Origin of the sequence: Blastopirellula marina (assembly GCF_002967765.1) — a bacterium.
In the GTDB taxonomy this organism is placed as follows: Bacteria; Planctomycetota; Planctomycetia; order Pirellulales; family Pirellulaceae; genus Bremerella; species Bremerella marina_A.
On sequence record NZ_PUHY01000015.1, the window covers coordinates 635,084 to 659,624 of the forward strand.

The 24,541-nt window shown below is 53.9% G+C and carries 23 protein-coding genes; 7 read left to right on the forward strand and 16 right to left on the reverse strand.

Annotated elements, in window-relative coordinates:
- Nucleotides 1-8 precede the first annotated feature (8 nt).
- The 11 genes from C5Y83_RS27125 to C5Y83_RS27175 form a co-directional block, all read right to left on the reverse strand.
- Nucleotides 9-920, reverse strand: coding sequence for a dihydroorotate dehydrogenase (locus C5Y83_RS27125; RefSeq protein ID WP_105332914.1), 912 nt, complete (start codon nucleotides 918-920; stop codon nucleotides 9-11).
- Between the two features lie 209 nt (nucleotides 921-1,129).
- A complete protein-coding gene (locus tag C5Y83_RS27130) occupies nucleotides 1,130-1,348 on the reverse strand; it encodes a hypothetical protein (RefSeq protein ID WP_105332915.1) in 219 nt (72 codons plus the stop codon).
- Between the two features lie 132 nt (nucleotides 1,349-1,480).
- Nucleotides 1,481-1,918, reverse strand: a complete 438-nt coding sequence (locus tag C5Y83_RS27135; RefSeq protein WP_105332916.1) for an HU family DNA-binding protein — start codon at nucleotides 1,916-1,918, stop codon at nucleotides 1,481-1,483.
- A gap of 337 nt (nucleotides 1,919-2,255) precedes the next feature.
- Nucleotides 2,256-2,687, reverse strand: a complete 432-nt coding sequence (locus C5Y83_RS27140) for a YkgJ family cysteine cluster protein (RefSeq protein WP_105332917.1) — start codon at nucleotides 2,685-2,687, stop codon at nucleotides 2,256-2,258.
- Nucleotides 2,688-2,717: 30 nt separating this feature from the next.
- Nucleotides 2,718-3,878, reverse strand: coding sequence for an aminotransferase class V-fold PLP-dependent enzyme (locus C5Y83_RS27145; RefSeq protein ID WP_105332918.1), 1,161 nt, complete (start codon nucleotides 3,876-3,878; stop codon nucleotides 2,718-2,720).
- A 28-nt stretch (nucleotides 3,879-3,906) separates the two neighbouring features.
- Complete coding sequence (moaA, locus tag C5Y83_RS27150) at nucleotides 3,907-4,914, reverse strand: GTP 3',8-cyclase MoaA (RefSeq protein WP_105332919.1); 1,008 nt, start codon at nucleotides 4,912-4,914, stop codon at nucleotides 3,907-3,909.
- Nucleotides 4,915-4,919: 5 nt separating this feature from the next.
- On the reverse strand, nucleotides 4,920-5,363 hold the full coding sequence (locus tag C5Y83_RS27155; protein WP_105332920.1) for a molybdenum cofactor biosynthesis protein MoaE: 444 nt from the start codon (nucleotides 5,361-5,363) through the stop codon (nucleotides 4,920-4,922).
- A gap of 26 nt (nucleotides 5,364-5,389) precedes the next feature.
- On the reverse strand, nucleotides 5,390-5,635 hold the full coding sequence (locus C5Y83_RS27160) for a MoaD/ThiS family protein (RefSeq protein ID WP_105332921.1): 246 nt from the start codon (nucleotides 5,633-5,635) through the stop codon (nucleotides 5,390-5,392).
- A complete protein-coding gene (locus C5Y83_RS27165) occupies nucleotides 5,632-8,616 on the reverse strand; it encodes an FAD-binding and (Fe-S)-binding domain-containing protein (protein ID WP_105332922.1) in 2,985 nt (994 codons plus the stop codon). The genes C5Y83_RS27160 and C5Y83_RS27165 overlap by 4 nt, the downstream gene beginning before the upstream one ends.
- 283 nt (nucleotides 8,617-8,899) lie before the next feature.
- Nucleotides 8,900-9,973, reverse strand: coding sequence for a hypothetical protein (locus C5Y83_RS27170; protein ID WP_105332923.1), 1,074 nt, complete (start codon nucleotides 9,971-9,973; stop codon nucleotides 8,900-8,902).
- 127 nt (nucleotides 9,974-10,100) lie between these two features.
- Nucleotides 10,101-11,696, reverse strand: coding sequence for a hypothetical protein (locus tag C5Y83_RS27175; RefSeq protein ID WP_146117942.1), 1,596 nt, complete (start codon nucleotides 11,694-11,696; stop codon nucleotides 10,101-10,103).
- A gap of 221 nt (nucleotides 11,697-11,917) precedes the next feature.
- Between C5Y83_RS27175 and C5Y83_RS27180 the strand changes: the two genes are divergently transcribed.
- The 7 genes from C5Y83_RS27180 to C5Y83_RS27210 all read left to right on the forward strand — a co-directional run bounded on the left by C5Y83_RS27180 (nucleotide 11,918) and on the right by C5Y83_RS27210 (nucleotide 20,154).
- Nucleotides 11,918-12,868, forward strand: a complete 951-nt coding sequence (locus C5Y83_RS27180) for an AAA family ATPase (RefSeq protein WP_105332925.1) — start codon at nucleotides 11,918-11,920, stop codon at nucleotides 12,866-12,868.
- Entirely contained in the window at nucleotides 12,868-14,181 is a 1,314-nt protein-coding gene (locus C5Y83_RS27185) for a DUF58 domain-containing protein (protein WP_105332926.1), read from the forward strand. Before C5Y83_RS27180 ends, C5Y83_RS27185 begins: the two co-directional genes overlap by 1 nt.
- A gap of 28 nt (nucleotides 14,182-14,209) precedes the next feature.
- Nucleotides 14,210-16,162 carry a DUF4129 domain-containing protein gene (locus C5Y83_RS27190; protein ID WP_105332927.1) on the forward strand — a complete coding sequence of 651 codons (1,953 nt, stop codon included), beginning with the start codon at nucleotides 14,210-14,212 and terminating at the stop codon, nucleotides 16,160-16,162.
- Between the two features lie 45 nt (nucleotides 16,163-16,207).
- Nucleotides 16,208-16,858 carry an endonuclease III gene (gene nth / locus C5Y83_RS27195; protein WP_105332928.1) on the forward strand — a complete coding sequence of 217 codons (651 nt, stop codon included), beginning with the start codon at nucleotides 16,208-16,210 and terminating at the stop codon, nucleotides 16,856-16,858.
- Between the two features lie 119 nt (nucleotides 16,859-16,977).
- Nucleotides 16,978-18,426 (forward strand): D-arabinono-1,4-lactone oxidase, encoded by a 1,449-nt coding sequence (locus C5Y83_RS27200; protein WP_105332929.1) that lies wholly within the window; start codon nucleotides 16,978-16,980, stop codon nucleotides 18,424-18,426.
- A gap of 177 nt (nucleotides 18,427-18,603) precedes the next feature.
- Entirely contained in the window at nucleotides 18,604-19,176 is a 573-nt protein-coding gene (dcd, locus tag C5Y83_RS27205; protein WP_105332930.1) for a dCTP deaminase, read from the forward strand.
- A 48-nt stretch (nucleotides 19,177-19,224) separates the two neighbouring features.
- Complete coding sequence (locus C5Y83_RS27210) at nucleotides 19,225-20,154, forward strand: TIM barrel protein (protein WP_233207372.1); 930 nt, start codon at nucleotides 19,225-19,227, stop codon at nucleotides 20,152-20,154.
- 7 nt (nucleotides 20,155-20,161) lie between these two features.
- Here the strand turns inward: C5Y83_RS27210 and C5Y83_RS27215 are convergent, their stop codons facing one another.
- The 5 genes from C5Y83_RS27215 to C5Y83_RS27235 all read right to left on the reverse strand — a co-directional run bounded on the left by C5Y83_RS27215 (nucleotide 20,162) and on the right by C5Y83_RS27235 (nucleotide 24,534).
- On the reverse strand, nucleotides 20,162-21,001 hold the full coding sequence (locus C5Y83_RS27215; RefSeq protein ID WP_105332931.1) for a hypothetical protein: 840 nt from the start codon (nucleotides 20,999-21,001) through the stop codon (nucleotides 20,162-20,164).
- Nucleotides 21,002-21,142: 141 nt separating this feature from the next.
- Complete coding sequence (locus C5Y83_RS27220) at nucleotides 21,143-22,276, reverse strand: 5-(carboxyamino)imidazole ribonucleotide synthase (RefSeq protein ID WP_105332932.1); 1,134 nt, start codon at nucleotides 22,274-22,276, stop codon at nucleotides 21,143-21,145.
- Nucleotides 22,273-22,767 (reverse strand): 5-(carboxyamino)imidazole ribonucleotide mutase, encoded by a 495-nt coding sequence (purE, locus tag C5Y83_RS27225; protein WP_105332933.1) that lies wholly within the window; start codon nucleotides 22,765-22,767, stop codon nucleotides 22,273-22,275. Before purE ends, C5Y83_RS27220 begins: the two co-directional genes overlap by 4 nt.
- Before the next feature lie 243 nt (nucleotides 22,768-23,010).
- Entirely contained in the window at nucleotides 23,011-24,033 is a 1,023-nt protein-coding gene (locus C5Y83_RS27230) for an NAD(P)-dependent alcohol dehydrogenase (RefSeq protein WP_199195147.1), read from the reverse strand.
- Between the two features lie 54 nt (nucleotides 24,034-24,087).
- Nucleotides 24,088-24,534 (reverse strand): cupin domain-containing protein, encoded by a 447-nt coding sequence (locus C5Y83_RS27235; protein WP_105332934.1) that lies wholly within the window; start codon nucleotides 24,532-24,534, stop codon nucleotides 24,088-24,090.
- Nucleotides 24,535-24,541: the final 7 nt, after the last annotated feature.

Genomic DNA, 24,541 nt, shown 5'->3' on the forward strand with positions numbered 1-24,541 from the left:
TGAGTCGTCTACGTGTGAAGCGTTCCGACCACTTCCTTCACGCTCGCCGCGCCGATGCTTTCCAGGGCGTTAGGAAGCTCTTTGATTACTCGATTGGACAGCGTCGGATCGAAATAGTTCGCCGTGCCGATTTGCACCGCCGTTGCCCCAGCAACCAGGAATTCCATCACGTCGTCCAAACTGCTGATGCCCCCGATCCCGATGATCGGAATCGAGGTCGCCTTGGCTACTTGAAAGACGCAGCGCAGCGCAACCGGTTTGATCGCCGGACCTGAGAGGCCACCAATGACGTTACCCAGCATTGGTTTCTTGCGACGCCAATCGATTGCCATGCCCTGCACGGTGTTAATCGCGGACACGGCGTCCGCTCCGCCTGCTTCGGCGGCTTTGGCGATCGTGGTGATGCTAGTTACGTTCGGTGTCAGCTTAGCGATGATTGGATGCGGACAGGCCGCGCGGACCTCAGCAACCAGCTTTTCGCAGGTCGCAGGGTCAGTACCGAAGTCGATCCCACCGCTGACGTTGGGGCAAGAGATATTGAGCTCGATCGCGGCAACTTCCGGGTGTTCCCCCAACTGGCGGGCCATCGCGACGAAGTCTTCCCGCGTCTTACCGGCAATACTGACAACTAGTGGCGAACCGACCGAACCAAGGTAGGGGAGATGATTGGCGACGAAGTAATCGATGCCGTCGTTATCGAGCCCGATGCTGTTGAGCATTCCCCCCGTGGTTTCGACCGTGCGCCACGGTTTATTCCCTGGACGGGGGCTGCTGGTAATCGTCTTGGGTAGAATCCCGCCTAACTTCGCCAAGTCGACGATCCCGGCCATTTCCTTGGCATAGCCAAACGTACCAGAGGCGACCAAAACAGGATTCGGGAGAGAGAGCCGGCCAAGTTGGACGGCGAGTTCAACAGACATGCGAAAGACGATGGTGAGAGTATTTCGAGCAAATAGGGCGTTCTAACCGCCGTAAAGATAAGCCAATCGTAGCGGTGTGGGGAACTTCTGGCAACGAGGTCCCAATGGCGGAAGAAAGCGTTTACCGCGCATACAAAAAGACACCATCAGACTACACAAGCGCAGCCCGATGGTGTCTCGTTTCACGGTTCTTTAAGCGGAGGGGCGACCTAGATGATGCCGCCGTGAGTGCGATAAGGTGCCAAGTGGCTAGGCTGGTCGAGGAACCAGATACGTTGCCACTCTTCGAGAACGTGTCGCATGTTCTCAGACGTGTAGATCAATTCGGTCGTACGAGTGGTCGGGTCGGCCGAGTAAATCGGCAGGAAGCAACCCGTGTTGCCAAGAAGTGCGATCCCAAGCAGCGTCGCAATGATGAAGTTACGCATCTCATTTCCTCCGTGAAACTTATGAAGCGGCCATCCTGACCGTCTGCGTTAATGTTCCGTCGACCGAAGTCTTGAAATTTGGAGAGTTCGGAGAGACCTGTGCAACTTGGGAACTAGAAGCCACGATTCGCTTTACGAACCGAAATCGCCATGGCTGGGCGGATTCGGCTGACTGGAGTAAGGCGAGCCATAGTCAGGCGTTTCGCCTGATGGCTGCGGGGGAGATGAGTAAGGCGATTGTTCACCGGCAGCTTGCTGCTCTGATTCGAGGCGACCTTGGCGGGCCTTCTCCTCAAGTTGGCGAACTCGTTCTTCCATCTCTTTGCCAGGTTTGAACGTCACGACAAACTTTTCGTCGACGTCCACCTTGGCACCAGTCCGAGGGTTGCGTGCCTTGCGAGCCGCTCGCTTCTTGACCTCGAAAACGCCGAAGTTGCGAAGTTCGATGCGTCCTTCCTCCACCAGGGTGGTAACAATAGCATCGAACGTCTTCTGGACGATCTCTTTCGTCTTGAGTTGTGTGAGCCCGATCTCTTCAGAAATCGTCTTCACAATCTCTTTTTTGGTCACGAGGCGACTCCCACACAAGGAATGAATGAAACGCCGTAAGTTTTTAAGGTGACTCTTGGCAATTGCTCCAAGTGTAGGAGCCACAAGTACTAGAGTCAAGACGATTCTGACGTCACGTCAATTTAACGCGATGCCAGCATCACCACCTGACGCTAGTTTTCAGGCTTCTCCGAACTATCCAATTTTCAAAGAACAAAGGTCGCGGAGGCCAGTTTCGGATCGTTTGGGGTGAATTTCACCTTCCACGGTCCAAGCGTACCGGTCTCCGTGTAATCGGTATCGACGGAATAATCGGTAAATCTTCAATGCAAACCGGACGATTTGAGCCGAAAAATCGTCAAATTCGGATTTCGCTAGCACGGTCCTGGATCTCATCAAGCGAGTAGAGACGCCCTTTACCGCTACCAGGGCAGAATTCGCAGGTTGCTTGCCAGTCTTCCGGGGTACGAATATTCGAGTCCCAAAAGGGCCAGGTTTTGCACTGACGGGGTCGCGCCGGATAGACCGTACAACCCCGTTTTTCGGTATCGAGAAAAACGCAGTCGCCGGTTGAGTATTCTTTCAAACTCTTTCGCAATCCGACTTCTCGGACGTAAACCGACTCGAATTGTGGGACCGTCATCCCGGTTTCTTTGGCCAGAGCGGCGATCTCGGCGTCGTTCACCCAAACGTAGCCTGGTCCGCCAGTACAGCAATCGCCGCACTGCGAGCATTGAAATTGAAGACCGTCTTGGTACCAGGGACCGTTGTTTGGGGAGGCTTTGGACATAATCGATAGATTTAAGAGCGAGAAACCAGCTTATTTTAAAATCGTTCGCAGCGCTTCTAGCGTGCGTTCGACTTGGGGAGGCGTGTTGAAGATCCCCAGGCTAAATCTTAGCGTACCGCCAGATCCAATCGTTCCCAAGTGCTGATGCATCATCGGAGCACAATGGAGGCCAGCTCGACATTGGACGCCAAAAGCCGAATCCATTGCCGTCGCGAGTTCATGAGGGTCGAATGCCTCGACTTGGATGCTTACCACGCCGACACGATGCTCAAGGTTGTCGGGCCCAAAGATGCGAACTTTCGGAAGTTGCTGCATCCCTTCCAGCAGTTGCGCTGTGCACTGCATTGTTTGACGGTGAAGGGCAGTGACTGTTTGTTCGCGGATGTATTCCACACCGGCGCGGAGTCCGAGCAGCCCGGTAACGTTTGCGTTACCACTTTCAAATTTGACCGGAAGCTCGTCTGGCTGTTCGTCGAATTCGCTTTTGGTGCCGGTTCCGCCTTGGCGACGTGATTGAAGCTCGGGCACGATTTCCGGCTGCAGAATCATGCCACCGGTGCCAAGCGGACCAAGCAATCCCTTGTGGCCCGAAAACGCGACCATATCGATCGGCGTGACCGAAAGATTCAAATCCAAATGCCCGGCCGACTGAGCGGCATCGACCAACATTCGGACGCCGCGATCCTTAGCGATGGCGTAAATCTCTTCGATCGGCTGAATTGCGCCAGTTACGTTGGAGACATGTGTGATGGCAACCAAGCGAGTATCTGGGCGAATCGCTTCGCCGATCTTGGCGGGATCGACACGACCATCTTCTTCCGGTTCGACGTACGTGACGTCGATTTCCAGGGTGTTTTTCAAATACGAAAGAGGACGGAGGATTGAATTGTGTTCGATCGTTGTCGTAACGACATGATCGCCGCGGGTGAGAAAACCATGCAAGGCTAGGTTCAACATGTCGGTGCCGTTGAGGCCAAAGATGACATGTTCCAGGGAATGGGTTCCGAACAAGTACGCGACTTGCTTGCGTGTGTCGCCGATCAAACGCTCGACTTCGTTGGCTTCGCGATATCCGCTACGGCCGGCGCAGGCGCCGAGTTGGGTCATGTGGTGCTGGACCGCCTCGACGACGCAAGGTGGTTTGGGCCAACTGGTTGCCGCATTATCGAAGTAGATTCTTTCCCTAGCCACTTACGTGTCGCTCACTTCCTTAATTGGTTTAGCCCCCGATTTGATACATCGCACGCTCTGGCGGAACGAACTCGGGGGAGTCGATTCCGTGCGAGGCCTTCTTGGCCTTAACGCAAGCGCTCAATAGCTTGGAAAGGTCTTCGTCGCTTCCACCATCTCGCAAAAGCTGTCTGGCGTCCCATTCGGTGGTGCTAAACAGGCAATTACGGAGTTGCCCCTCGGCAGTCATCCGTAGCCGGTTGCACGAATTACAAAACGGCTCGGTCACGCTGTTGATAAATCCAATTTGCTGTTTACCGTCGGCGTAAACAAAGTCCGTTGCTGGTTGGCTGGGATCGGAGCGGTCAGCTTCTCTTAGCGGGGCAATTTCGCGCGAGATTATCGCACGCAACTCGCGGCCAGAGAGGACCTGGTCGGTTTTCCAAGCCTTGTCGGCGTCCAGCGGCATGAACTCAATAAAACGCAAATGCAGATCGTTTTCACGCGCAAAGTTGGCCAGAGGAACGATTTCCCCTTCGGTTAGATTTCGGATCGCAACGGCGTTGAGACGTATTTCATCGAAACCAACTTCTTGAGCAGCTGTAATACCAGCCAGAACGCGATCGACCCCTTTGCGACGAGTGATCTGTTCGAAGACGGCTTCATTGATTGAATCGAGACTGATGTTCACCCGGTTCAGTCCGGATTGTTTCAACTGCTCTGCTTGTTCCGCAAATAGAATCCCATTGGTCGTCAGGGCCACCTCGTCGATACCATTAATTTCGCGTAGCATGCGAATCAGTTCCGAGAGGTTAGAGCGAACCAGCGGTTCGCCACCTGTCAGGCGAAGTTTGCGCACTCCTCGCAATGCGGCGATGCGAACAACGCGGACGATCTCTTCGAAGGTTAAAAGTTCGTCGCGTGGTTTGAAGCGGATATTCTCAAGCGGCATGCAATAAAAGCAGCGAATGTTACAACGATCGGTAACACTAATGCGCAGGCTGGTATGCACACGGCCAAAGGAGTCGACAAGCGGAGTCTGGAGATCGGAGGACATGCGGTTTATTGTACTCCATTTTGGCCTGCCGGAGGGGAAAGACCTGGATGAACCCAATCGGTTCCTCCGTCGGCCCAATGCTCTTTTTTCCAGACAGGAACTAGCTCTTTCAGGCGATCCATCAGCCAACTGGCGGCCTCAAAGGCATCTCGACGGTGGGGACTGGAAACGGCGACGGCAACGCTGGCCTCTCCAATCGGGACTTCCCCTAATCGATGGGCGATTGCGCACTTCTCGACGGGCCACCGGGCTTGTGCTTGAGCCGCGAGCTTTTCCATTTGGCTTTGCGCCATCGGACCGTACGCCGTATAGCTCAGAGTGAGGGTCTCTTTCGCATCGGTGAATTGACGGGTCGTTCCCAGGAAGAGAACGATGGCTCCGCACTTGGGCGAACTAACGGCGAGTCGGATTCGCTCGGCATCGATCTGGCTTTCAGTTAGTTCGATCATCAATTTGCCCCTTTGCGTGATCGGTTTTAGCCTCCGCTAACCGGCGGAAGGCAGGCGATCTCGGCTTGATCGTTTACAGTGGTGCTGTCGGTTGCATACTCATTGTCGACAGCGAATGCACAACTGGGCAAGATTGGCCCCAGGGTGGGTCTTGCTTCTGCGAGGGCGGCACGGACCGTGGCAATTGTTACCGGAGGTGTTAATTCCAGTAAGACTTCATCCGTTCCCGCTAAATCTTGAGTCAGGGCAAACAGCTTGACGCGTACGTTCATGAAACAAACAAATCGTGAACTGGAGGAGCAAATGGATCGGAATCTGGATCGAGCACGCCGTACGATTTCGCCAACAACTTAATTGGATGGACGACCGCTTTGTTGCCGGCTTGCTCTATCTGCATTTTACAGGCGCTGCACTCAGTCGAGCCGATCTGAATTTGCTTGCTTCGCATGGCCACGATCAGGTCCCAGCCGATACGAAGACTGCTGCGAAAGTTTTTACGCGTTAGCCCAAAGGTGCCTGCCATGCCCGAACAGCCCTTCTCGATCGGGCGAACCGAAAGTCCAGGGATCAACTGTAAGACGCGTTGGCCATACGAGACCTCATGCAGGGCACGCAAATGACAAGGTACATGAAAGCCGACCACCGCGTTGAGCGGTTTCAAGTCGAGTTCTAGTTCACCATGGTGATGCAAGTCCCACAGGAATTCGCAAGCCTCGCGCGTGTTTTCGGCGACAATTCGGGCATCTTCCGAATCGAGCAGGTTGGGGTATTCGTGGGTTAAAGCCATAACGGCCGACGGTTCCGTCGCAACGATCGTATAGCCTTGCCGAACTGCTTCTGCGAGCGCTTGGACATTGCGATGCGCAAGCCGCGCTGCCATCGTGATTGCCCCTTGCGCAATTGCCGGCATCGCACTGCTTTGTTGTTTCGGGTGGACATAGACCGCGATTCGGTTGTGATCCAACACGTTCACAAACGCTTGAGCAAGCTGTGTGTCGAACAGATTGGCATACATGTCGACGAAATAAAGGACCTTTCGGCCGCTGCGTCTCGTTGCGGTGGTCAAACCGCGACGAGCTGCTTGCTTGATGAAGCTGCGATGCGCTAGTTTGGGAAGCTTTCGCTGTTTTGCCAAACCGATGAAACGCTCCAAGAGCCAACGCATGGCTCGATTACCCAGAGCCCAGTTCGTGATGTGCGGAAAGCGGTTACCCCACATTGCCCAGCGATGAATCTTGGCCTGTAACGAAGAGTCTTGCGTGAGCCCATTCGCGTCGACGTTGTGCGCCTTCATTTCCAATGCCATGTTCGGAATGTCGACGTTCGAGGGACAGTCGATCCGACACTGATGGCAATGGAAACAAGTATCGAGCAATTCCTTCGCGTCGTAGGTATCAAGCCGATCGGGCGTTAGTTGCCCAGATAGGACACTCCGAAGCAGATTCGCCTTGGCACGCGGCGAGGCTTCTTCACGTGAGTCGAAACGAAATACGGGGCACATCCGCGTATCGGCGCCGAACGTCCGACAACGACCGCACCCATGGCAACTGCGCGCAGCGGTCGCCATTTCGTCCATCGACCAATTGAGGATGGGAAGTTCCATCTCGCTTCCGGCAGGAAGCGATGCTTCGTCCGCGGACGTTGACTGAGATTCGAGTGAATTCTTGCCGGCGGCTAGCTCAACGCGTCGCACCAACTCCATGGGCGAGAATGTCGAAGCGAGTACCTTCTTCCCAGGGTTAAGAATTCCGAGTGGATCAAACAAATGTTTGATTCGTCCGAAGAGGTCATAGACCGGTCCGTACTGTCGCGGCAAATAGGGAGTCCGACTGATCCCGTCGCCACTTTCTCCGCTGATCGAACCTTGAATCTGGAATAGCTCTTCGTAGATTTCGTCCGCGATTCGCTCCAACTTGACCAAGTCATTCGGGTCGGCCATGTTCAAGAGAGGACGCACATGCAAGTGGCCATGAGCGGCATGTGCGAAGATTGAAGCGATCGTTTCGTGTCGCTTCATGATGTCCTGGACCTTCGCCAGGAACGTAGGCATTTGAGTCGGAGGAACCGCGACGTCTTCGACGAAGGGCAGGGGACGCGTGTTTCCCTTCAAACGGTAAAGGATTGGCGTCATCCGTCTGGCAAGTTCCCAATAAGTTCCGACCTCGGTTGGGCTCGTGGTAATTAACGAGTGGAACGCAAGTCGCCGCCGTCGACGAATGCGGTCGGCGATTTGTTCTAGGCGATCGTGAACTTCTGCCTGTGAATCCCCAGAGACCTCGACCAAAAGCATCGCCTCGGTGTTTTCGGGGATCAAGTTCGAGTACCGCGGATCGGTTTCTCGCGCGATTGAGAGAATGCGTCGATCCAATAGGTCACACGCGCTGATGCCGAATTGCCGAAGCTGCACAGCCGCTTTAGCAGCGTGATCGATCCGCTCGAAAAATAGAAGGACCAAGCCTCGTGACTTCGATCGCGGCGAGGTTTTAAGCTTGGCTTGGGTGATTAAGGCCAAGCTCCCTTCGGACCCGGCCATTACCTTGCAGAGGTCGATGTGGTCGTTGTCGACGATCCCGGACAGGCGATAGCCACTCCCTTGATTGAAAGTCTTGGGAAGGTGTCCTTGGATCTTTTCGGCATTGGTTTTCAGGAGCTCCGCCAGGCCAGAGGTGATCCGGACCAACTCGGGCGACTCTAATTGAGCGATGCGATCGAGGTGAGTCGGTCCCAATGTGACCGATTCGCCACTGGCCAATACGACTTGCAGTTCAAGGATGTGATCGTGTGCCGAACCATGCTGCAGCCAGTGACTTCCCGATGCATCGAGGGCGAGGACGCTGCCGATGGTCGTCACGCTGCGGGTCGCCGGGTCAGGTCCGAAGATGCGACCACGCTGTGCCAAATGGCGGTTGAGATTCGCCAAGATCACACCTGGTTGGACACGCACCCAGTCTTCGCCGGTCTCAAGGATCCGTCGCATGGAATGGGCAAAATCGATGACGATTCCTCGACCTAGTGATTCGCCGGCGGTGCCCGTTCCGGCACCACGAGCGTGGACCGGAATCTGATTTTCTGCGGCATACTGGACGGTTGCCATGACATCAGCGGATCGCTTCGGACGAACAACGGCCAGCGGCTTGATCTGAAAGATGCTCGCATCAGTCGAATACAGTTCGAGAAATGTATCGTCGCAACGGATCTCACCACGAACAATTCCACGGAGATCGGCTCGTATTCGTTCGCGTTCTAAATCCATCGGCTGCGAGTCGGTGAAGACCCGTCAAGAGCGGTGCAACTTGATGCGTTGTGCCATGATGTATCAATCGGCCTGCACGGCGACGCTTCACGTCCAGCGTCATCCGAGATTAGGCCGTCCTGGCCGTCAGCGGTTCGCCTTAATGGTAATGGGATTGCAGCGTGCTGCCCAGGGATGTGATTGCGAGAACAGCATGGACGCGACTTTCCAGTCAGGCGGAGATTTAGAATTGTTCTCTACCGACCTTACCATTTCCAGTCGGAAAGCAGACAGAAGTGGCGAACTAGCCGTTGAATCTCTTGGCGGAAAGCGCCAGGAAACCTAACACGAGGGCTGCTCCCCCGACGGTATACCAAAGCGTCGAGCTTTGATACCAAGCGACCAATGGGGCCCCGGTTCCTGGTTGAACCCAGTCTTCCAAATAGAAATTGCAGCGGGGGCAGTGATCGCCAGGTCCGTAGCCGACGGGAAGCTCTTGCCGGCAGCCTGGGCAATGTCCGGCTGGGACATCTTGGGCAGGGTTGCTGCTGAAGCGACTGGGAAACCCTGAGTTGCCCATGTTTCCGCCTGGTGAGCCGCCCTCTGGCGATTCTTCACCGACTGGAAGATTCGCGGCAAGATCGCCACCGTCTGGCTGCATGCTTGTTGGTTGCCCTCCGCCAGGACTTCGAAAACCAGATCCGCCGTCGTTGTTATTCGCCGAAGATTCAGACGAATTGGATGGCGGCACGTAAGGATCGCCAGCCGGAGGCGTGTACGCAGGCGGACGTCCTGAGTTTTCCGACGGGTTGGAGGTTGAATTCCCAGCAGCGGCTCGAACCTTGCTCAAGTATTCGTCAAGTTCTTGATGAACGGTCGGATTTTTCCGTTCCATCTCTTCGCGAGAAATGATCTTGTTCGCTTCACCCCGTAAGGAAAGCTGTTTTCGGAGCCAATCCTGATCTTTCTGGCTTAGCACATAGAAGGAAACCGGCTGGCCCTTATTGCCACGCATAAGAACAACATAACCGTCCTGCATTCGGACGTAATGAGCGGTGAGTGCTTGGCCACGGAAGTCGGTCCAGAGTCGATCGTCTTCCAGGTCCCCTTTTGGGGCTGGGGCCGGTTTATTCTCGTTGGCCCCCATTTGCTTGACGTATTGCTGATCCTCGTCCACGAAAACGGACAAAGGAATGACGTACTCTTTGCCGTCTGATCCTTTAATCTTGACGTTCTCTTCTTCAGTCAGCTCGATGAATGTTCCGGTCAGCTTTTTGCCCCCTTTATCCGTCCATTCTCGTGAATCTTGCGCAGAAGCCGATACGGCACACAAACAGACGAAAACTGGGAGTAGTAAGAAATGTCGGCTGGCCAACATGCGGTGGAACTCCCGATTTCAGGGAAGGGGGTATGTAGATGATGAGATGCGAGCCTGAGGAATCGCTCTGGCAGTAAATATAACTAAGAATCTCAAGCGAGTCTTGCCCGAATCGCCTAAGGTCTCATTAGCTTATCCCTAATAGTAGGCCAAAACCGCCCAGGGTTAAACAAACTCCCAGCAGCATCGTCAGCAGCGGAACGCTTGCCTTCTCCCACTCGGAAATGCCGAACATAACGGCCATGCCGGGAATCAGGCTCCGTAAGCCCCATTCCAGGCTTTCCAGGAATGCCAAGGCGATTAGCCACATGTAACCGCCAGCCATCATCAAGCAACCACCGGACAGTAAAACGACGGCGAAGACTTGCAGATTCCAGTCTGCCGTGGTGAACTCGCGCGGAGCTGGTGGCTCCATCGGTGTGAATTCCGACGAAGGCGTAAACGTCTGGGAATTTCCAAATTGAGGACGCTCCGACGAACCTCCGGAAGGTTGCGGAGAACGCGTGCCCCCAGGCTGAGCCGAGGTACCAAATGGGTTGGAACCTGAGGTGGTTGATTTGGGAGTCGTCGTCTTAGGCGTCGACTTGTTCGGAGTTGGCGCTGAACTAGCGACGTCTTCAACGGGTGTGCCACCAAATCCATTGGAGTTGGTCGGAACCGACGCGACGTCGAACAGTGGTCGATCGTCTCCTGTTTCGGGCACGTACGAGTTATCGACGATGGTTGAGTTAGGCAGCCCCACCTTCTTAGGTCGATCGCCCGTTACCGGCGTGAATGAATCATGGACCTCCGTCGCACCGGACGAACCAGTAGGTAGGCTGCCGAAACCTGAGTCAGGAAGTTTTACCTCGGAATCGAACGGCGTAGATTCGGTAGTAGGCTCTTCGATCGAGCCAAATCCATTGGAGGGCAACGAGACCTCAGACTTCGGTTCTTCAACCGCTCCGAAACCGTTGGGAGGGAGATTCACCCCACCGCCAGAAGCTGAATCATTGCTTGTCGAGGTCTCGGGCATCGGATTCGTGGTTGAAGGCGTTGGCGGATGCTCCTGGTAGGAAGGCGTCCCCATGTTTTGCTGGTTCGCGTCGACCAGGTCAGGCCGCACTGGCGGAACCAAATTCGCCTTGCCCATTTGAGCGTGAGCATCGTGAAGAAACTGGCGATCCGCGGTAGAAAGATTGTAAAAATCGATCGTATCGTAGCTGAATCCGCTGAGACGCAAGTAAACGAGGCTGCCCCGAATCCGTACGAATTGCGCTTCGACCGCGCCACCTTCCCTCGATCGCCAAACCCGACGGGCTTTCAGGCGGATCGTATGGGGCTCGTTGTCTTCTTCCTCGGGCTCATCGGAAGATTCCTTCGCCATGTCGTCAGCAATATCTTTGGCGATTTCTGCGTCGGTAGGGCGTCGCATGGCATCTTTCATGCCCTCGACGTAGGCCTGATCGCGGACCGAAAGCCGGTCAAGGCTTACTTCGTACCGCTTGCCCTTCACGTCCAGAATGACGGACTTGCCGTCCTGTCCTACCTCGACCAGTTCAGCCTCAACCGGCTTACCGTCGGCTGTGGTCCATGTGCGAGCTTGGATGGATACAGGCGCAATGAGGCCCAGGCAGGCAAATAACAGCGTTATGCCTAAACACGAACGTAAGGAATATGGCCTTAACATTGGGTTCTCAATAGGGTTGGGCTCGGGAAGCTGGCCGCCGCGCACGTAGCTCATCCACAATACAACGTTATAACATCAAGTGTGTTGGATAGACGAAACCGACGTAAAAAGAGTTTCTTGATTCCCCGACAGAGGGATATGATCATATCCTCGGTGCGAAGCCAATGTCAATTTGCGAATTTGAAATCTAACTACGGGCAATTTACGCAAATTATTTCATAATAAGGCCATTCGCCAATTGCCTGCTCATCTTGGAACAAAAAGACGAAGCCTCTATGGATGTTGCCTCAACGACAAAAAAGATTCTGGGAAACGTTGAAAAAGTTATTCTGGGTAAGAGGCAGCAGATTGTCTTTTCACTCGTAGCTTGGCTCTCGGAGGGACACGTCCTGATGGAGGATGTGCCTGGTGTCGCCAAAACAATGCTGGCAAGGGCCTTGGCGAAAAGCGTCGGCTGCACACTCAAGCGAATTCAGTGCACGCCCGATCTTCTGCCAACCGACGTAACGGGAACTTCGATTTTCAATCAGAAGTCGTCTGAGTTCGAGTTTCGTCAGGGGCCAGTCTTTACCAACATTCTGTTGGCGGATGAAATCAACCGAACCACGCCCCGTACGCAAGCCGCACTGCTGGAAGCGATGGCAGAAGCGCGCGTGACGATCGATGGGGTCACACACGATCTGGATCCGCCTTTCCTTGTACTGGCCACGCAGAACCCGGTCGATCACGAAGGGACCTTCCCACTGCCGGAAGCGCAGTTGGATCGTTTTCTGATGAAGTTCAGTCTCGGTTATCCCAATCTTGAAGACGAGTTAAAGATGCTCTCGGCCTCCCGAAAGCAGCATCCGTTGGAAACGATCGGAGCCGTGGTTACCAAAGAAGAATTACGTGCGTGTCAGAAGGCAACGCGGAGCGTGAAGATTCACGAGAAGGTTCAACGTTATATCGTTGAACTCGTTCATGCGACGCGTAGGCACGATCAATTGATGCTCGGAGCGAGTCCTCGAGCTTCGTTGGCGCTCTTCCGTACGAGCCAGTCGTTGGCCGCAATCTTGGGACGTAACTACGTTCTGCCAGATGACGTCAAACGTGTACTGGCCCCGGTGATGGGGCACCGAATGATCCTGCGCCCCGAAAGTCGCCTCCGCAAAGTGACTTCGCAAGATATCTTGGACGATATTTTGCAAGAGGTTCCAGTCCCGATGATCGACGAGGCCCCTGTCTGATGCGCTGGGTCGTTGGAGCCGCGATTCTTCTGGCAATCGCCATGGTCTTCGGACTGGGGCTGATGGTCTACGCCATGTACGCGCTGCTCGCGGTGATCCTTGGTTCGCGGTTGCTGGTTCGTTATTGGTTGATGCATCTGAGCGGTTGGCGTCATGTCAGCCAATTAGATGTCGAAGAGGGGGATGAAATCACGGTCGGGATAACGCTTCGCTATCAAGGCGCGATTCCAATGCCTTGGATGTTGGTGGAAGATCTATTACCACGTCACGCCATTGTGACGCGACCACCAGCACTTGAAGTCCTCGGCAAACGCCTGTTCCTCGCCATGCTGTGGCCTCGATCGACCCGGCTGCTGACCTATCGCATAAAATGCAATCGCCGAGGTTATTATCAGATCGGTCCTGCCGTGCTTGAGACGGGCGATGTCTTCGGCCTTTACAAACAGTTCAAGATGATTGCCGAGCCCGAGTTCATCACGGTTGAGCCTGCCATCATTCCGCTGGAAGGGTTCGATTTGGTCTCGAAACGACCTCTCGGCGAGATCAAGATGCAATCTCGTTTGTTCGAGGATCCTTCACGAATCGCTGGCGTACGACGATATCAGCTGGGTGATCCGCTCAATCGGATTCATTGGGCCTCGACAGCTCGTACGGGCCAACTCCACAGCAAGCAGTACGAAGCAACCTGCATCGCTGGGGTCAGTATTGTCTTGGACATGCACCCGGATAGCTTTCCGGCGAAGGACGAGCCGATCCGCAGTGAGTTATCAATCAAATGCGCCGTGGCGATTGCCAATGCCGTGCAGTTGATGGATCAGCAAGTTGGGATTGTGACCAACTCGGTCGACGCTGCTCAGCGTATGAAATATCAGGGATGGGACTTCGATGCCCGTACTCGAGATGCCGCGCGCAAATCGGCCGGACGTGTCGATCGTGATCCACGTTTGGCCCCACAGAAGGTACGCACACGCCGTGGTGCCGAACAGTTCCAACAGATTCGGCACATGATGGCTCGCAGCGAAAAGAATGAAGGGCTCAAGCTCCCTTCGCTACTTTTGGAGATGCACAGTGAATTGCCACGTGACGCCACCGTCATTCCCATCCTGACTGCCGTTACCCCAGAAATGGCTTTGGCCCTCGGAAACCTGGTGCGAAGCGGCTACGTCGTAACTCCGATTATCAACTGCTTCGACGAATACGAATTTGCTCAAGGGGCCGGAATGTTACTGGCCGAGCGAATGGTGGCAAAGCAGCTTAAATCGCTCGAGGCAATCGGTCAAATCTGTCAGGAACAAGCATACCCTCTCTTCTGAACCTACCCTTTTTCGACTTTGATTTTCTATGCGACCAAGACTCACCGAACTCGATTACGCCATCATCGCCGTCGCTCCGGCGCTGATCATGGTGTTGGTCGGCAGCTTAATGCTGTTTGCGGCGGGGCTGTTCTACCAAGGGCCGCATTCGTTTCGTTTGAACTGGATCATCTGCATGTTCGTGCTGGGGATCGTTTCCTTGGCTCGTTTGCACATCGAAGAAGGCGTCGCTCGCTCGGCAACGCTGGGGGCCGTGTTCAGCGGGACGATGTTATTCGCCGTCTGGCGTCTGGCACCCGACGCGATGCTTATTGCCGTTTTCATTTTGCTTGGCGTGTGGTGGGTGAGCACCCGTCTTGTGTATGACTGCACGGTGCTCGAACAATCGATTGATGCATCCAAGAAGGGGCTGATGCAGTGGATTCGCCCTGAAAGCTCGGTTGAGCCGACCGAACCGGTCAAAAAGCCGGATTCAGAGGTCGAAGGAGTCACCGGGCACGATGTAGAAAAAGAACCAGAGAGTTTTCTCGATAAACTTGATGCCTGGTTCAATCCGACCAATACCAAGTTTGCGCCTGGCGCTTGGGTGGTTTATTTCTCTCTGGGGGCGTTACCGATCTTTGGCTTCGGTCAAGCGTTTGCTCCCAGTTTGGCGCCAGCAAGTCGTTGGTATCTATTCACACTCCTCGTGGCGTATGTCTTCGCAGCACTCTGCTTACTAGTTACGACCAGTTTCCTTGGCCTGCGCCGATACTTGCAACAACGCGGCGTTGAAATGCCGCTCAGCATGACCGGTACTTGGCTGGGTGTTGGCTTTGGTGTGGTGGCGCTTACCTTGATTGTGGTTTCAATTCTGCCGCGCCCAAACGCGGAGTATGAACTCGCTAAGATCCCGTTCTACCAAGATCAAATCGAGCGGAAGGCGAATAAGTTTTCCCAAGGGGATGACGGCACCAAAGACAACCGCGAAGATCGCTCCGGCACGACCGAAAATCAAGAACAAGCCGACGAGGATTCTGCCAAGTCCAACGAAACGCGTTCCGATGGAAAGCAGCCCGGCGACCAATCGGATAAGAATGCCAAGCAAACCAAGGAGGGCAAATCGAAAGATTCGAGTAAGCAAAGCGGCGACCAATCGCAGAGCAATCAACAGCAAGGGGAGCAGGGAAAAAGCGATTCCGAGTCCGGCGAAAAGTCTTCAGACCAGGGAAAGTCGCAAGACAACCAGGGAAATCAAAAGCAGGGGGACCAACAACAGCAGCAGAACTCCAAGCAAGATAAGCAGGGAGATCAACAAAGCGATAATGGTGAGCAAAAGGATCAGCAGCAAGGCGAGTCGCAACGAAGTGATGACTCACAAACTCAGGACGCCTCGTCCGATCAAGAAAAAGGGGACGAATCCTCCAGCGAATCACAGGAAAGCCAGTCCCAAGAGCAGTCGTCACAGCAATCCTCGTCGAGCAGCAATTGGTTCTCTTTTTCGATGCCAGGGCTCGGGAACCTGCTGAAACTGATTGTTTACGCGGGCGTGGCGGCATTGATCGTCTTCATCATCTGGAAATTCCATGAAGACATTGCAAAGGCCTGGGCCGAATTCTGGGAAAGCTTGTTCGGACGAAAAAATAAAGAGACCGCCGAGGAGGAAGAGGCAGCTCCAGTTCAAAAGCCACGACGGCGTTTTTCCTCCTTCCGGAATCCGTTCCAAGATCCTGCTTGGAAAAAGAAGCCAGCCGAAGAGTGGGTACGCTACAGCTTTGCCGCATTGGAAGCTTGGGCGGATGAACGTGGCCATGCCCGTAAAGAGGAGCAAACGCCTGGTGAGTTTGCGATCATGCTCGAACAGCATTTCGACGATTTAACCGAAAATGTTCGCCGGGCCGCCGAACTTTATGGACAAGTTGCCTACGGATCGGGGAAGGCCCCTGGGGAAACGCTCGAAATTCTGCGAAAGTTATGGCAGAACCTCAGCCGTGCGGCTTGAGCCCGACGACCTGTGCCTCGCTTAATTTCGTTAGAAGATGTCCCCATGATCGAAGATCTTGCCGAGCGTAAAGCCCAGGCCCGCCGCGTGGTGCGGCAGTTGAAAAAAGACTACGCCGACGCGGAATGCGCGCTCAATTTTGAAACGCCTTTTCAATTGCTCATCGCCACGATCCTTTCCGCCCAGTGCACGGACGTGCGGGTCAACATCGTGACGAAGGATTTGTTCGCTAAGTATCCGACTGCCGACAAGATGGCCGTGGCGCCGGTTAAGACCGTCGAAAAGCTGATCCAGACGACCGGCTTCTTTCGGAATAAAGCCAAGAACATCCACGCCGCTTCTCAGGCGTTGGTCGACGAGTATGACGGCGAAGTCCCCAAAGATTTGGCGAAGCTCGTCAAACTGCCAGGTGTCGGCCGGAAAACGGCAAACGTTGTGCTGGGCACTGCATTTGGAATTCCTTCAGGCGTGGTTGTCGATACGCACGTCGGTCGTTTGACCCGACGGATGGGGCTGACCGACAAGGCAGACGCTGTAAAAGTGGAAGAAGAACTGATGGAAGTTGTCCCCAAAAAGGAGTGGATCAACTTCTCGCATCGACTGATCCATCATGGCCGTGCTGTGTGTAATGCTCGAAAACCGAAGTGCGAAACTTGCCATTTTCTGAAGTTTTGCCCGCAGGAAGGCGTAAGCTGATCCCAAAAAAAATCGAAGTTTGTTTGACCAGCTCATTCGATAATTTCGCGTGAAAATACAAGGGAACAAGATCGAGGCGTAATTGTCTATATCCACGCGCCTGCAACAAGGATTGTTCCATGACTCGAACGACTCGCGTCATCAATTTCGGGCAGAACATCGATTTCAACCCGGCGAACTACTACGAGCCGAAATCGGAGTCAGAACTTCTCGACATCTTGAATCATCACCATGGCGACCAAATCCGAGTAGTCGCCTCGAAGCATGCCTGGAGCAATGCAATCGTTACGACGCATGTCTTGATAAGCATGCGTCATTTTCAGGGGGTGAAGGTTGATCGCTCCTCGGGCGAGCCAAGTGCTACCGTTGGTGGTGGAACGCAGATTAAGACCATCCTTGCCGAACTGCAGAAAGAAGAACTAACCACGCCGTCTGTAGGACTAATCACCGAGCAAACCATCGCTGGCGCTATTTCGACGGGGACGCATGGATCTGGCAAGCACAGCCTGTCGCACTACATCGATAGGATGCGTATTGCCTGCTACTCGGCAGACGGGAAAACGGCCGAGATTCGCGAAGTTGCGTCTGGCTTAGAAATCGAAGCTGCCCGCTGTGGCCTCGGTTGTCTGGGAGTCATCGTCAGTGTGACATTTCGCTGCATTCCGCAATATTGGGTCACGGAGAAAGCAACACCGTGTGATTCGATTGACGAGGCGTTATCCTTGGAAGAGCGATCGCCACTGCAGCAGTTCTTTCTGCTGCCACACCTCTGGAAATACATTGTCCAAGAGCGGTCTGTGTCGGCGGAAAGTAAGTCGTCATCGGGTGCGTGGCTGTACCGCATCTATTGGTTTCTAAGTCTCGATATCGGACTGCATCTCGGAGTGATTGGCTTCGCACGTTATTTGAAGAGTCGACGTCTCGTCCGTTTCTTATTTCGCACGGTTCTACCCAACACGACCTTTCCCAAGTGGATCGTCACCGATCGAAGCGACAAGATGCTGGTGATGGAACACGAATTGTTCCGCCATCTCGAGATTGAGCTCTTCGTAGGGCAATCAAAGGTCGTTTTGGCGGCCGACTTCGTAAAGCAAGTCTTACAATTCGCCAATGGCGATCGTGAGGCAGTCGATGCCGTTTGGCAAACGAGATTAGAAGAATTCGGAATGAGTGCTGAGTTTCAAACGCTTTTCGGCACGTATTGTCACCACTATCCGATTTGCTTCCGGCGTATCTTCGCCGACGAAACGTTGATATCGATGTCGGCAGGGGAAGAACCGTGTTGGTATTCGATCAGTTTCATCACCTACGTTCAGCCGCGCGAGCCCTTTTTTAAATTGGGTGCGTTCCTTGCGCGAAGCATGGCTAAACTTTTTGGAGCACGACCTCATTGGGGAAAATGGTTTCCCCTAGGCGGAGACGAGGTCGCTCTACTTTACCCAAGATTGCCCGATTTTCGGGACCAATGTGTCAAGTTCGATCCTAACGGTGTGTTTCTGAATCAATACGTGCGGACCGTGTGTCAGATGCGTTCCAATGAATCTGAGGGTCGGTCGGTCGGGCAATGATCGAGCCGGCAAAAATAGCCTCGTAAGGGGGGATGTCGGCGTTCCTGTGCACGGCTTGGGCAACTACTCCGTTTTATTTTCATGAAATCCTTCTATAATCAGCACTTCGGCTTCTTAAAGGACATCTCGCCTGCGTGAGATCTTGGTGATTTTTCGCGGATAACCCAGGACCCCTACATGATTCTTTCCGGCAACGAAATTCGGAAACATCTCGGTTCCAAGATTTTCATCGAGCCGTTTGACGAGAGCCGCCTGAATCCCAACAGCTACAACTTGACCTTGAACGAAGAGATGATGACCTACGAGGAGTTGATCCTCGATATGCGTCATCCGCATCGGGTCCGGCGGATTACGATTCCGGAAGAAGGATATGTGTTGAATCCCAATCAACTCTACCTGGCCCGGACCAACGAACTGACCGAGACGCACGGCTTCGTTCCGATGATCGAAGGACGCTCGTCGATTGGTCGACTGGGATTGTTCGTCCATGTGACGGCCGGATTTGGGGACGTCGGCTTCAAGGGCTTCTGGACGTTGGAGATGTTTGCCGTTCAGCCGATTCGTATTTATCCCAACGTGCCAATATGCCAGATCTTCTACCACGAGATCACGGGCGACATCACAGAGTACGTAAGCGACAAATACCAAAACAATCACGGAATTCAGCCCAGCTTGCTGTTCAAAGAACTGAATCCTAGTGCCAAACCGCCGGATGAATCGCAGTTGGCGTTCCCCTTCGACAACAGCTGATGTATTTCATTAGGCTCCTCTCATCCCCACCCCAAGTCGAGCACTGCCATGCCAAACGAAAATCCGCAACTGTCGCGCCGTAACCTTTTGAAATCTGCGTTAGGAACCAGCGTTGTTGGAAGTCTGGCTCTGTCGCCCATGGCATCCGCAGCCGAGGTAACCCCTTCATCGAAGATTCCGCCGGAGGATTTTCGAGCGAACGGTAAGAATATCAAGCAATCGGTCATGGCTTGGTGCTTTAACCCGATGCCGATGGAAACTTTCGTGCCGGCATGTGCCAAGATGGGGCTCGTCGGCGTAGAGGGGATCGACAAAAAGTATTACCCGCTGATGAAAGAGCATGGGCTCAAGGTTTCGCTTTGTTCGAGTCACGGTTTTAAGCAAGGTCCCCTCAATCCTGAATACCACGAAATGTGCCGCACGAAATTGCGCGAAGCGGTCGACCTGGCCGTCGAGTGGGATTGTAAGAACGTGATCACGTTCACCGGTATGCGTGAGAAAGGGATTAGCGACGAGCAAGCCAAGAAAAATTGTGTCGAACTTTGGAAGTCGGTGATCGATTACGCTGAGGAAAAGAACGTAACCTTCGTGCTCGAACATCTCAATAGCCGAGACGATTCGCATCCGATGAAGGGGCACCCGGGCTATTTCGGCGACGATGTCGACCTTTGCATTGATTTGATTAAGCAGGTCGACTCACCCAACATGAAGTTGTTGTTCGACTTCTATCACGTCCAAGTGATGAACGGGGATGTTATCCGTCGCTTCCGTCAAAGCTTGCCCTATATCGGCCATCTGCATACCGCCGGAAATCCAGGCCGCTGCGAACTGGATGAAAACCAAGAGATGAACTACGCAGCAATTATCAAAGCCGTCGCCGAATCGGACTACGACGGCTACGTCGTCCAAGAATACATCCCGACATGGGACGATAAACTTGGTTCGTTGCGGCATGGCGTCGCACTCTGCGACGTTTGATCAGTCGTTACTGGGCGCCGTGCTTTGCAAGCGTTTGCTTAAAATCTGTCCAGAATGCGGTATCTTTCTCGTACTGGTCTGGAGGGATTTGGTTCTTAAAGTAGTCCAGGTAATCGAGATACTGCTGGGCCAAGTCTTGATACGAGTAGTTATCAGCGGCCATCGGATTGACCCAGTCGGCATCTCCTGGCTCGCGTTGCCGTACGAACTGTCCGTTGTCGTCGACGATGATGTTCGCGGTAATGACCGATAGCTTCATGCGAAGCTCGTACATCATCTTCTCGGCTGGGGGCATATCGGCGGTCGTCTCGTTCCAGGCGTTAACAACGGCCTCTGGCGTGCGACTGTCAGGAAAACGAATCGAGTTTCCCTTGCCAACCTGGGTAAGTCCGTCGTTGTTTGCGTCGACTTGGGCTGGCATCGGAATGAGAAGATTGAGGGCTCCTTCATCCGTAATTGCATTGGGATTAATCGGATCAACGAGCCGGCTGACGTGCTGAATGATCTCCAGGTCTTCGTCGCTAAGACCGCTCAAGAAGCCTTTGGGGTCGAGGTAGCCTCCCTCGTTGTACGCACGAACCAAGATCTGCCCGTAGCCAGTCTTAAGATCTTGTGAGCTGACCCCATCCGGATAGTTTCCGGCATTGCTCACGGTAAACCAGTCGTCCCAGGTTTGTTGAATATCGGTTTCGACCGAGTTCTCTGACTCGTAAGCCTCAGCGGAAGCGTAGCCTGACTGGCCTGCTTGCGTGAGGATCTCGTTGAAAAGGTTTTGAACCTCTTCTCCGGCGGCATCGCGTCGTTGCTGTCTGGTAAGGGTAGGTGTAGTCGCCGATTCAACTTGCATCACACGTTCTCGCTGATGTCCGAAACCTAGGGGTTGTCATCCTTCGTTTTCGGCTATCAGGGGGCACGACTTCACTCGATTCCCCCTCTACAGTGCATTGGTGTGATGCTGCGTTAAATGCGGGGATGGGGTAATACCGGATTAGCTGAAGAGGCGTTGTTTCGCGGCTGCGGCCTCCTCGGCGGCCAGGTCGACGCTTGCTGCTGTCACGGTCAAATGCCCCATCTTACGACCAATCCGGGGCTCATGCTTACCGTATAGATGGAGCTTCACGGCCGAGTTTTCGCAAGCAGCCTCCCAGTTGGGTGTACCTGGTTCCCAGACATCGCCCAGCAAATTGATCATCGCCGATGGGCGAAGCTGATCGGTTGATCCCAAAGGTAAACCACAGATTGCACGCACTTGCTGTTCGAATTGGCAGGTAACGTGTGAGTCAATCGTCAGATGCCCAGAGTTGTGCGGCCGAGGAGCGAGTTCGTTGATCAGCAGCCGATCGCCGGGGGCGAGGAAGAATTCGACACAAAGCACCCCGACGACATCTAACTCGGTAAGCACCGCCGTTGCGATTTCCACAGCTTCGGCGCTGGCCTTGTCGGATAATCGTCCCGGGGAAATCGAAACGTCTAAGATGTGATTTACGTGCAGATTCTCGATGGGAGCGTAACAATGCACTTTGCCGTCGACACCGCGTGCGGCGACCACAGAGAACTCTTTTTCAAACCGGACGAGTTCTTCGAGGATTGCTTCCTGCTTCAGTTCTTCCGTCCATGCTTTGCGAAGTTCCTCGCGGTTGGCAACCTTCGCTTGTCCTTTCCCGTCGTAACCCCAAGCAGCCGTTTTGAGTACGCCAGGAAGCAACCCATCTGGGGCACTTTCTAAGTCCGACAACTCGCCAATGGCATGAAATTGCGGAACAGGAAATCCGTGATCGCGCAGAAAAGTCTTCTCGCGTAAACGATGCTGCGTGGTATGTAGTACTCGGCCAGCTGGGCGAACGGGAACCTTCTCGTTGACGACATTGACCGTTTCCAGCGGAACGTTTTCAAATTCAAACGTGACTACGTCGACCGATTCTGCGAACTGGGCGACTGCATCCAGGTCATCATATTTAGCGGTTACTTCAACATCGGCAACTTGGCCGGTTGGCGTATCAGTATCTGGCGATAGGACATGAACCCGATATCCCATGCGACGCGCGGCAATGGCAAACATGCGGCCGAGCTGACCACTTCCGAGAACACCGAGCGTTCCGCCTGGCAGTACTGTTTTTGTCACAGTTCCGAGTCCTCAAGTACTTTGTTGGTCTGTTCTTCCTGAAAGGCCGCCAACTTGGTTTGCAGCGCCGTATCGGCGGTGCCGAGTATTCGCACTGCTAAGAGTGCTGCGTTCTTGGCACCGGCATCCCCAATGGCCAAAGTGCCAACGGGAATTCCGCCTGGCATTTGAACAATCGATAGCAGAGAGTCGAGCCCTGACAAGGCACGACTTTTGACAGGAACGCCAAGAACGGGGAGCGTGGTTTGCGAGGCCACCATGCCTGGAAGGTGGGCGGCACCGCCCGCACCGGCGATGATGATCTTGATTCCACGTTCCTGCGCAGTTGTAGCGTACTCGTTCATCCAAGCTGGCGTTCGATGGGCGGAAACGACCCGCTTCTCGTAAGCTACTTCGAACGATTCCAGCATCTCACAGGCATGTCGCATGGTTTCCCAATCCGACTTGCTACCCATGATCACGCCCACTAGCGGCTTAGTCGCTTGGGACATCAGTGGCACTCTCCAGGATCGAATCATTTTCGGGGGGAATGGTCCACACTTTCGACCAAATCCCACACGACAAATGGTACCGAGAAGAGTCGTTTTTCGCACCAGGAGGGGGCCAGATCCCTGGTCAGAATCTTTCTGTCAGACAACATTTTCGAGAATAGCTCGGTCTAGCGCATAAAAAAATGAGGCAGCAAAGTCCAGAAGTATGGATTCCGCTGCCTCGACCACGGAGCGCGACAGTGCTTAGTCTTGAGGTTGATTTCCGGAGTGATCGTTGGCGATGACCTGCAAAATAATCTTTCCAGTCGAGTGTTCTTGCTCACTTTTACGGTGAGCATCGGCGACTTCGCTGAGCGGATATACGGAATCGACGATCGTTCGGAGCTTGCCATCACGTGCCAGCGCGGCTAACGAACGGAGAATGTCTCCATCCGGTCGGGCCAACACAATGTGACAAGATTGCTTTTGAAGTTTAGAGAAAACGGAAAAACCAACGTTTTCGACCGAGGGCAGCGTCGCCACGTAGTGCCCGGAAGGCTTCAGAACCCGACGACATTCCAAAAATGACGACTTGCTAACGGCGTCGAAAATGATGTCGTACGAATGATCCGTTCGGGTGAAGTCGACGTTGTGGTAGTCGATTACATGGTCGGCACCCAAGCTACGGACAAGCTCGTGTTTACTCTCGCTGCAAACGGCCGTTACAGTTGCTCCCAACGCTTTGGCAATTTGAACGGCGAAAATGCCAACGCCGCCCGATGCTCCATTGATGAGCACTTCGTCACCAGAGTGAAGTTGACCTAACTTAACAAGCGACTTCCAGGCGGTGGTGCCTGCGAGTGGGATGCCAGCTGCTTCCTCGTACGAAATGTTGTCTGGCTTGTGTGCCAGAAACTTTGCATCGACGGCCACGTATTGAGCGTAACACCCGCCAATCGTGTTACCTGAAAAAGCTATGACGGCATCGCCAACGTTCCAACCATGCTGCTGGGCACCATACCCTACCTCGGCAATTTCGCCAGCCGCATCGAAACCAAGCACGCCCGGTAGCTTGTCGGGCATGACCCACTTGAGCATACCTTGACGTAGCTTCCAGTCGATGGGATTAACGCTTGCGGCGTGCACTTTGATCAACACTTGATCGGCGGTAATCTTGGGTGGTCGAATACTGGTAAATTGCAAGTTATCGGCTTCACCATATCGCGGCAAGACAACAGCTTGCATAAGCTTAGTGTCGACTTCATGTTGTACTTCAGCAGTGGCCATGATGTGAGACTCCTCATTAGTGCTTCTTACGACTTACCGATTGGTTTGGTGAAATCAAGTAATCGTTGTCGAGTTGTAACTTGGTGGATCGCTCGCCGGAAAAGTTTCTTCCAACGCTTCGTCAACTTCGTTATTCCGGTCGACCTTCGCTTGCTTTTTCACCGCCGCGTTATGATCGGCGAATACGGTGGTCACGAGGAGCGCACTCTCTCGTTTGGCTTCCGCTCGATAGGGCTTCCCCTCCATCACGTGAAGCAGTTGGTTGGGACGCAGCGGATAATGTTGCCCGTCCACGGTCAGTTCAAGTTCGCCAGCAACACAGAACAGAAGCACTTCCCCGGAAGAGACATGGGTACTCGTCCGTTCCTCCTTAGCCAAACGCAAGTAGTTCGCTGTTGGCGAAGTTTCATGTTTCGATTCCCCAGCAAGATCAATCACAGTCGTTGGTTGGCCGATGCCTGGAAGATCCTGGATGGCAATTGATTCGTTTGACGTGGTCATGATTTGC